Origin of the sequence: Hydrocarboniphaga daqingensis (assembly GCF_900129825.1) — a bacterium.
Classification (GTDB): domain Bacteria; phylum Pseudomonadota; class Gammaproteobacteria; order Nevskiales; family Nevskiaceae; genus Hydrocarboniphaga; species Hydrocarboniphaga daqingensis.
The window spans coordinates 1-9,282 of sequence record NZ_FQWZ01000012.1 but is presented as its reverse complement, the minus strand read 5'-3'; the positions used below and the strand labels follow the sequence as shown (position 1 = coordinate 9,282).

Genomic DNA, 9,282 nt, shown 5'->3' with positions numbered 1-9,282 from the left:
TCCAGATGGTCGTCGCTGACCTGCAGCACCGACAGTGTCGTGCCATTGAGCTGGATTAGCGGCTCGATCGTCGACGACGGCGGCGTGAACTCCGCGCCGTCGATGTACAGCGTGGTCGATACGATGCTGGCGCTGTGGATGTGCAGGTCAGCAGCGGCCGGCGAGGCGTACCAAGCGGCCACCAGCATCGATGTCGAACACAGCTTGCGTTGAAAGGTCATCGGGAAATCCTTGGGTGGAGGCGCGCGCGCCTGGGCTGGCGACGGCCGCGATGCTAAGCAGCCGGATCGGCGAAGAAAGGAGGAAGTTCCAAGGAATCGATGGGACGACGACCGGCGGATCGCCGAGCGCCCTGGGACACGAGCCGCTGACGTGGGCCGATCGCCGCGGCGCTGCGTCGCCGCGACGGTGGCGTCTCAGGACTGTGGCAACGCGGCCATGTAGCCGTCCCAGTCGCTGCGCATCGCCAGCACGTCGTCGCCGGGCAAGCCCCACAGCGAATAGTCCAGCGACCGTAGCAAGCCGCGGATGCTCTCGAAATCGGTCTTGTGCCGCTCGAACAGCACCAGCGGACGACAGCGTTCGAGCGTTTTGATCGCGCCCCGCAGCGCGGCGTCCTCCATGCCTTCGAGGTCGAGCTTGATCAGCGCGCACTCGGCCAGTGGCAGCGCATCGATCGTCAGGCTGGCCACCGGCTCCGCCGGCAGGAAGTGCTGCCCGTCAAAGTTCGCATTGCCGATGGGCGCGACCACCTCGAACGCGCCGAAGTTGGCGGGGCACGTCGGATCGGGGCACCGCAGCTGGGTCACCTGGTCATCGCGGTCGGACAGCACGCGGTGGTACGTCCACACATTGGCGATGCTGTTGATCGCCAGGTTGGCGTTGAGCTGCTGGTACACCAGCCGTTGCGCCTCGATCGCGAACACCCGCGTCCGATACCCAGGCAGACGGGCCCAGGACAGCGCGTGGACGCCCAGATTCGCGCCGCCGTCGACGATGTCGAGCATCGCGCCCTGCGGCCAGGCCTGACGGATCAGCGCCTCGATCAACGCGCGAAGTTCGGGTTCCCAGTCACCGAACGCACTGACCATCATGCCGACCGTCGTGTCGTTGCGATTGACCAGCAGCGTGCCCAGTGCCGAGGGCGTCAGCACGTTCCACTGTTTCATCGGCGAGGCCCGGACGCGGCCTGCGGCGCCTCCGTGATCGCTGCAAACGCATCGCGCAAGGCCTGATCCTGCGCTGCGCCGGAATAGCGCGCAGCGGCGCGACGTCCGGTATCGCGGGTGGCGTCGAACGCGCCGGGCTGGTCACGCTCGGCGCGCAGTGCCTGCCCCAGTGCCTCCAGCAGCGCTGGCCCGTCGCCGTCGGCGACCCAAAGCCCGTTATCGGGCCCTGCGTACTCCCGGCCGCCGATGCCGGCGAAGCCGACCACCAGGCAGCCCGCCGCCATCGCCTCCAGCGCTGGCAGGCCCAGCCCCTCGTTGTGCTGCAAGGAGACGAAGTAGCGCGACTGCGCAAGGCAGTCGAGAACCTGCGCATGCGGCAAGCCGTCGATCTCAACCCATTCCACGTCGGCCAGGTCCGGGAACGCCCGTGGCCACACTGTGCGCAGCCAGCGCGCCAGCCCCGGCAGTTTGCGCGGCATATAGGCGATGGCGGCACGACGCGCCGTGGCCGGCACCTGCGGCAAGCACGCGACCGCCGGCGGCACGCGATAGCACCGCAAGCTCGGGAAACAGCGCCGCACGATGGCCTCGGTGGCGTCGGACACCACCAGCGCGCCGTCGAACGCAGGCGCGGCATCGGTCACCGCATCGTCGATGCTGGCGTCGACGTGGGCCCAGTTCTGCACGAACAGCCATACCGACGCGCCCTGCCCCTTGAACATCCGCAGCGCATCCGCCGGCATCGTTTCCGGCGCGATCACCACATCACCGGGCCCTGGATTCCAGACCGCCAGTTCGTGCTTGGGCACGTCCCAGAAGTCGCCGGCCCGGGAACCCGGCGGCGTGTGCGTGAACGCGCGAAAGCCGAGACGGTTCAGGGCCGCGACCTGCTCGTAGATCACCTTCACACCGCCGAAGGGATGGTCCAGCGGCGGCACGAAGAACAGCAGCCGGCGCTGGACCGGCGCTAGCGGCGAGGCCAGCCCGGTCTTGTGCCGCCATAGACCGCGCACTGCATCGATCCAGTCGCGTCCGAAACGCTCGTGGTCGAACAGCGGCGTGCGGCGCAGCCGCTCACGCAGTGCGGGCCGCAGCGCGCTGGCCGGTGCTGCGGCCGCGCCACGCGCATGGTCGATGGCGCGGGCCACGTAGTCGTCGACGTTGTGCGTGACCCATTCGGGCATTCCGGCGGCGCGCAGCATCTGCTCGCCCTGGCGGCCCAGCATGCCGGGCATCGACAGCGTCAGCGTCGGCACCCCCATCCACAGCGCATCGGCCGTGGTGGTCCCGCCGGGATGCGGAAACGTGTCCAGCATCAGGTCGACCGACGCGTAGGCGGCCCGATAGTCGTTCAGCGGCAATCGACCGCCGATGTCCAGATGCGCCGGCGCAAAGCCGACGGCGCGGCCGCGTTCGCGCAGCCGCTCGCGGTCGGCGGCGTCGGATTCGCTGTCGCCGATGCGCAACACCCAGTGCGCCTCCGGTACCGCTTGCGCGATGCGCGCCCAGGCCGCCAGTACCTGCGGACCGATCTTGGCCATCGACTGGAAGCAGCCGAACGTGAGGTGGCCCCGCGTCAGCACCGGGGCCGGCGCGACGGGCGGTGCGTCCAGCGGCGGCGCGTAGCACAGGCGCGTATGCGGCAATCGCAGCAGCGGCTCGGTGAAGAACGTCTCCTCCCCCGCTGGCACGCAATGCCAGTCCGCGATCACGGCGTCCACGAACGGCAGGCCGGTCGTGCCCCAGTAGCCGAGCCAGCTCAGCTGCAGCGGCGCGGGCCGCAGCGCGAACGCGGCGAGCCGGTGGCCGGCGGTATAGCCGGACAGGTCGACCAGCACGTCGATGCCGTCGTCGCGAACCTGTCGTGCCAGTCGCTCGTCGGACCAGCCCTGCACGGCAACCCAGTGGTGCGTGAGCGACCGCAGCGCCTCGGTCACCCCATCAGCCTGCGCTTGACCGTTGTCGTAGACCCACCAGTCCACCTCGTGCGCTGCCGACGACGCGAGCAAGGCACGCAAGAACACTCCGACCGGATGCTGGTACAGATCCGCCGACACCAGCCCGACACGCAGGCGCTGGGCCGCCGCGTGCGGAGGCGGCGGCGGCGGCAGCGGATTCAGGGGCTGGTGTGCCAGCCAGCGCGCGCCCAGGTCGGCCGCCAGACGGGCAATTCCGGCCGGATCGGGCGGCCAGGCCTGGGTCTGATGGGCCAGCCGGTAGCCAACCGCTGCAAGGTCGTCCGGCGCGACCATCGTCAGTTGCAGATAACTGATGCCGGCGCCTTGGACATCACCGAGCGCTTGCTGCTGGCGAGCGATCTCGAGCAGCGCGAGGCGCGCGTACTCGGGGTGCAAGGGCAACACGGCTCGATACGCCTCGATCGCCTCTACGCGGCGGAACAACAGGCGCAGCGCGTTGCCGCGATTGAACAGCGCCTCGACATTGCGCGGCTCACGCGCCAGCACTTGGTCGAACGATTGCAGTGCTTCGGCGGTCTGCCCCCGGCAGGCGTGGACGCGGCCGATGGCATTGCAAAGCGCAGCCTGCCAAGGCTGCTGGGCGGCCAGCGTCTGGTAGCCCTGCAGCGCTGCTTCGTACTGGCCCAGCCGCTCCTGCAGGCCGGCGGCCAGCCACAGCAGCTCGGGCGGCGGCTTGGCTGATTGCAGCCAGGGCTGCAGCAGCGCAAGCGCCGCGCCGTCCTCACCCGCCTCCTGCAGCGCGCGGGCGCGCTGGCAGGCGGTGGTCGATGACAGGGCGTTGGGATTCATCGTCTCAGTACGGGCGAGAAACAGCAGCGGCTCGCCGCTCCGCTGCCCGCCACGGCTGCCCTTGGTGTCGCCTCGCCCCGGGACGCATCATGCTCAAGGCAGCTTGGTGATGGTCAGGTTGGTCGTGCCGTCGGTCGTGACCGGACAGGTGAACGAGGTGCTGAAGTTTTGAACCCGGAAATAAACCTTGTCGCCCGCTTCAAGGTAACGCGTACCCGATACCCGGCTGCGGCCGCGATGCGAGGTCGGCAAGGCCTGGATGCCAGCGGCGCCCGCGCCAAACATCGCCCGGGCGGTGGGCTGCGTATTGGCATTGTCGGCCGAGCCGTTGGGGTCCAGGGGGTTGAAGTCAATGATGGGGAATAAGTAGGTACCCGAGCTGGCGCCACCGACACACACCAGGTTCATCTCGAAACCATAGACGCCGGCCATCACCACGGTGAAATGGCTGTAGAAGGTATTGCTGGCGGCATCGGTGGTGAACGTGGCGATGGACGGGTCCATCGTGCGGCTGGGCGCGCCCCAGCTGACCCAGTTCGGCGCGGCGACGGAACTACCGGTATTGAAGGTGCGTGCGTTGGCAGCAGCGATGCTGGTCTGGAGCATCGGCGTGGGGTCGCCACCACCGCCACCCAGCGCGATGCCGCTGGCCGGCCAGGCGCCGTTGAGCTTGGGGCCGTACAGCTGCTTACCGCTGGTGTCGATGTAGAAATCGCCGTTGTTGCCCAGCGCGTTGTCCGGTGCACCGCTGCCGCTGAGCGTCGACGTGCCACTGCCCGCCGGGCCGGTGGCGCCAGTCGCTCCCGTCGCGCCAGCCGGGCCGGCCGCGCCCTGCGGACCCGCTTGGCCCTGAAGACCCGGCAGACCTTGATCGCCCTTCGGGCCCATTGGGCCCGGCTCTCCCGGCAAACCCTGCGGACCGACCGGACCGGCCACGCCCTGCGCACCGGCCGCGCCAGTGGCGCCGACCGGACCGGCAGGACCGGCCATGCCGGCTGGGCCCACCGGGCCCATCAGACCCTGCGGACCTTCAGGCCCTCGCGGACCCATCGGACCCGGTTCACCCGGCAGACCTTGCGGACCGATCGGACCGGCCAGCCCCTGCGTGCCGGTGGCGCCAGTAGCGCCCGCTGGGCCGACCGCGCCCGTCGCACCGGTCGGGCCGGCGACCGTGCTGTCGGCGCCGGTGGCGCCGGCGGGGCCCGTCGCGCCCTTTTGCACCACGAGCGTCCATGCTGCATCGCTGCCCGGCGTGACGCCGCAGCTGCCATTGATTGCGCAGACCCAGGCCGAGCCGTCGTGGCTGACCACGTCGCCCGCCGCGTAAGTCATCTGTGCGTCGAAGCTGCCGCGGTAGCTGCTGGAGAAAGCACCGGTCGCGCCGGTGGGGCCGACAACACCGGTGGCGCCGGTCGATCCGGTAGCGCCGATTGAGCCCGTCGCACCGGTGGCGCCGGTGGCGCCCTTGATGCCCTGAATACCCTGAATGCCCTGCAGACCCTGCGCACCGGTCGCGCCGGTCGCGCCCCTGGCGCCCGCGATGCCGGTGGCACCGGTCGCGCCGGTGCCGCCCCGAGTTCCGGCCGCGCCGGTGGCCCCGGTGGCGCCGCGCGTACCCGCTGCGCCAGTGGCGCCGGTCGCGCCGGTCGCACCCTTCAAGCCGGCCGCGCCGGTGGCCCCAGTGGCACCCCGCGTACCCGCCGCGCCAGTAGCACCGGTGGCACCCGTGGCGCCCTTGGCACCGGACGGCGCCACCAGCGCCAGGCTCGCCGAGTTCTTGGACAGGTCTTCGCCGGTGGTCAGCGAGCCGAAGCGATCCGGATCACCCAGTGACGACACATACAGCTGGTAGCTCACGCCCGGCGTCATCTGGAACCCGCTCGGCAACCGCGCTTCCAGATGGTCGTCGCTGACCTGCAGCACCGACAGTGTCGTGCCATTGAGCTGGATTAGCGGCTCGATCGTCGACGACGGCGGCGTGAACTCCACACCGTCGATGTACAGCGTGGTCGATACGATGCTGGCGCTGTGAATGTGCAGATCAGCCGCGGCCGGCGAGGCGTACCAAGCGGCCACCAGCATCGACGTCGAGCACAGCTTGCGTTGAAAGGTCATCGGGAAATCTCGGGGGCTGGCGATCGCCGGGGCTGCGCAGCGACTTGGCATCGACTCCGATGCTAGGGAGCGCGATGGGCGAAGAAAGGAGGAAGTTCAGCGCAATGCCGGCTCGGACAAACGGAAAGCCGGGCTAGCGCTGACCGCGTTCAAGGCAGTTTGATGATGGTGAGGTTGGTCGTGCCGTCGGTGGTGACGGGACAAGTGAACGCGGTGCTGTTGTTCTGAGCCCGGAAGAAAACCTTGTCGCCCGCCTGCAATTTGCGGGTACCGACCACCTGGCTACGGCCGCGATGCGCGGTGGGCAGCGAGCTGGTCCCAACGGCGCCGGCACCGTAGATCGCCCGCTCGGTGGGCTCGAAGAAGTCGTTGGTGCGGTCGACGCTGGGATCCGGCGGATTGATATCGATGATGGGGTACATGAAGGTGCTGCCGGTCGTGCTTCCCACGCACACCAAGTTCATTTCGAAGCGATAGGTGCCGGCCGTCACCACGGTGAAGTAGCTGTAGACGGCGTCGGTAGCAGGGTCGGTGGTGAACGTGGCGATGGACGGGTCCATCGTGCGCGTGGGCGAAAGCCAGTAAAGCCAATCCGGCCGAACCAGGGAGTTACCGGCGTTGTAGCTGCGCGTTCTCGGAAGCGGGATGTAGAACATCTGTGTGGGCTGGCTGGCGCCGCCGCCCCCGCCACCGAGCGCGATACCGCTGGCCGGCCAGGCGCCGTTCGCCTTGGGGCCGTACAACTGCTTGCCGCTGGTGTCGATATAGAAATCGCCGTTGTTGCCCAGCGCATTGTCCGGTGCACCGCTGCCGCTGAGCGTCGACGTGCCACTGCCCGCCGCGCCAGTGGCGCCCGTGGCGCCGGTCGGGCCTGCCGGACCGGCCATACCCATCGCACCGGCCGGGCCCTGAGGGCCCTGCAGACCTCGCTCACCCTTCGGGCCCATCGGCCCCGGTTCGCCCTGCAGTCCTTGCGGGCCGACCGGGCCAGCTAGGCCCTGCGCACCAGTGGCGCCGGTGGCGCCTACCGGGCCGGCCACGCCGGTCGCGCCGGTCGGACCCGCCGCGCCGGCGAGACCCTGCGGACCTTCAGGCCCCTGCGGGCCCATCGGACCCGGCTCGCCCTGTAGACCCTGCGGACCGATCGGACCGGCCAGCCCCTGCGCGCCGGTGGCGCCGGTGGCGCCCGCTGGGCCGACGGCGCCGGTCGCACCGGTCGGGCCGGCGACCGTGCTGTCGGCGCCCTTCGCACCCGCTGCGCCGGTGGCGCCCTTCTGCACCACCAGCGTCCAGGCCGCACCGCTGCCCGGCGTGACGCCGCAGCTGCCATTGATCGCGCAGACCCAGGCCGAGCCACCGTGGCTGACCACGTCGCCGGCTGCGTAAGTCATCAGTGCGTCGAAGCTGCCGCGATAGCTGCTGGAGAAAGCACCGGTTGCGCCGGTGGGGCCGGCAACACCGGTGGCACCGGTCGGTCCGGTAGCGCCGATTGAACCCGTCGCACCGGTGGTACCGGTGGCGCCCTGAATGCCCTGGACGCCTTGGATACCTTGAACACCCTGTGCACCGGTTGCGCCCGTGGCGCCGGTGGCACCCTTGGCGCCGGCCGCCCCGGTGGCGCCCGTGCCGCCCCGAGTTCCAGCCGCACCGGTGGCACCTGTCGCGCCTTTGAGGCCCGCCGCACCGGTCGCGCCGGTCGCGCCGGTCGCACCCTTCAAGCCGGCCGCACCGGTCGCGCCGGTGGCACCCCGCGTACCCGCCGCGCCAGTGGCGCCGGTGGCACCGGTAGCGCCCTTGGCGCCGGACGGCGCCACCAGCGCCAGGCTCGCCGAGTTCTTGGACAGGTCTTCGCCGGTGGTCAGCGAGCCGAAGCGGTCCGGATCACCCAGCGACGACACGTACAGCTGGTAGCTCACACCGGGCGTCAGCTGAAAGCCCGACGGAACCCGCGCTTCCAGATGGTCGTCGCTGACCTGCAGCACCGACAGCGTCGTGCCGTTGAGCTGAATCAGCGGCTCGATGGTCGACGACGGCGGCGTGAATTCCGCGCCGTCGATGTACAGCGTGGTCGATACGATGCTGGCGCTGTGAATGTGCAGATCAGCAGCGGCCGGCGAGGCGTACCAAGCGGCTACCAGCATCGACGTCGAGCACAGCTTGCGTTGAAAGGTCATCAGGAAATCTCGGGGGCTGGCGATCGCCGGGGCTGCGCAGCGACTTGGCATCGACTCCGATGCTAGGGAGCGCGATGCCGGAAGAAAGGAGGAAGTTCGAAGGATTCCGGTGCTCGGCTGGCAAGCCGGGTTACAGCCCTGCGGATGCAGGTCCGCAACGCGGCCCAACCGCGCTCAAGGCAGCTTGACGATGGTCAGGTTGGTCGTGCCGTCGCTGGTCAAGGGGCACGAGACGGACACGCTGCCGTTTTGCACTCGGAAGTACACCTTGTCGCCCGCTTCGAGATAACGCGTACCGACCACCTGGCTACGGCCGCGATGCGCGGTGGGCAGCGAGTTGGTCCCAACGGCCCCCGCGCCGAAGATCGCCCGGCCGGTGGGCTGCGAGGTGGAGTTGCTGGCAGGGTCGGGCAGATTGATGTCGAGCATCGGGAACACGAAAGCGCTGCCACCGACGCACACCGTGTTCATCTCGAAGCTGTAGACGCCCGCGGTCACGGCGGTGAAGTAGTTGTTGTGAAAGAACGTTTCGTCGGTGTTGAGCGTGGCGATGGACGGATCCATCGTCCGGGTCGGCGCCGACCAGTAGAACCACGACGGCGACACCACCGAGCTGCCGGTGTTGACGGTGCGGCCCGTCCGGTGGGAGGTGTGGAATATCGGCGTCGGCTGACCGCTGCCACCCCCGCCACCGAGCGCGATGCCGCTGGCCGGCCAAGCGTCGTTGAGCTTGGGGCCGTACAACTGCTTGCCCGTGGTGTCGATGTAGAAATCGCCGTTGTTGCCCAGCGCATTGTCCGGTGCACCGCTGCCGCTGAGCGTCGACGTGCCGCTGCCGGCCGGGCCGGTGGCGCCCGTGGCGCCGGTCGCGCCAGCCGGACCGGCCACGCCCTGCGGACCCACCGGGCCCTGAAGACCCGGCAGACCTTGATCACCCTTCGGGCCCATCGGGCCCGGCTCGCCCGGCAAACCCTGCGGACCGACCGGACCGGCCACGCCCTGCGCACCGGCCGCGCCAGTGGCGCCGACCGGACCGGCAGGACCGGCCATGCCGGC

6 protein-coding genes are annotated in these 9,282 nt (G+C 69.8%); all 6 read right to left on the bottom strand.

Translation table 11 applies throughout. The annotated features are described in order from the left end of the window. Nucleotides 1-221: hypothetical protein (locus BUB09_RS16670; RefSeq protein ID WP_139250333.1), on the bottom strand; the 221-nt coding region annotated here is incomplete at its 3' end. 195 nt (nucleotides 222-416) lie between these two features. Further along, nucleotides 417-1,169, bottom strand: coding sequence for an FkbM family methyltransferase (locus BUB09_RS16665; protein ID WP_072899688.1), 753 nt, complete (start codon nucleotides 1,167-1,169; stop codon nucleotides 417-419). Then, a complete protein-coding gene (locus BUB09_RS16660) occupies nucleotides 1,166-3,937 on the bottom strand; it encodes an O-linked N-acetylglucosamine transferase family protein (protein ID WP_072899686.1) in 2,772 nt (923 codons plus the stop codon). Before BUB09_RS16660 ends, BUB09_RS16665 begins: the two co-directional genes overlap by 4 nt. A gap of 93 nt (nucleotides 3,938-4,030) precedes the next feature. Then, a complete protein-coding gene (locus tag BUB09_RS16655; protein ID WP_072899684.1) occupies nucleotides 4,031-6,052 on the bottom strand; it encodes a collagen-like domain-containing protein in 2,022 nt (673 codons plus the stop codon). Between the two features lie 149 nt (nucleotides 6,053-6,201). After that, entirely contained in the window at nucleotides 6,202-8,226 is a 2,025-nt protein-coding gene (locus BUB09_RS17605) for a collagen-like domain-containing protein (protein WP_072899681.1), read from the bottom strand. 174 nt (nucleotides 8,227-8,400) lie between these two features. Further along, nucleotides 8,401-9,282 (bottom strand): collagen-like triple helix repeat-containing protein (locus tag BUB09_RS16645; RefSeq protein WP_139250332.1); only part of this gene is annotated, 882 nt, incomplete at its 5' end.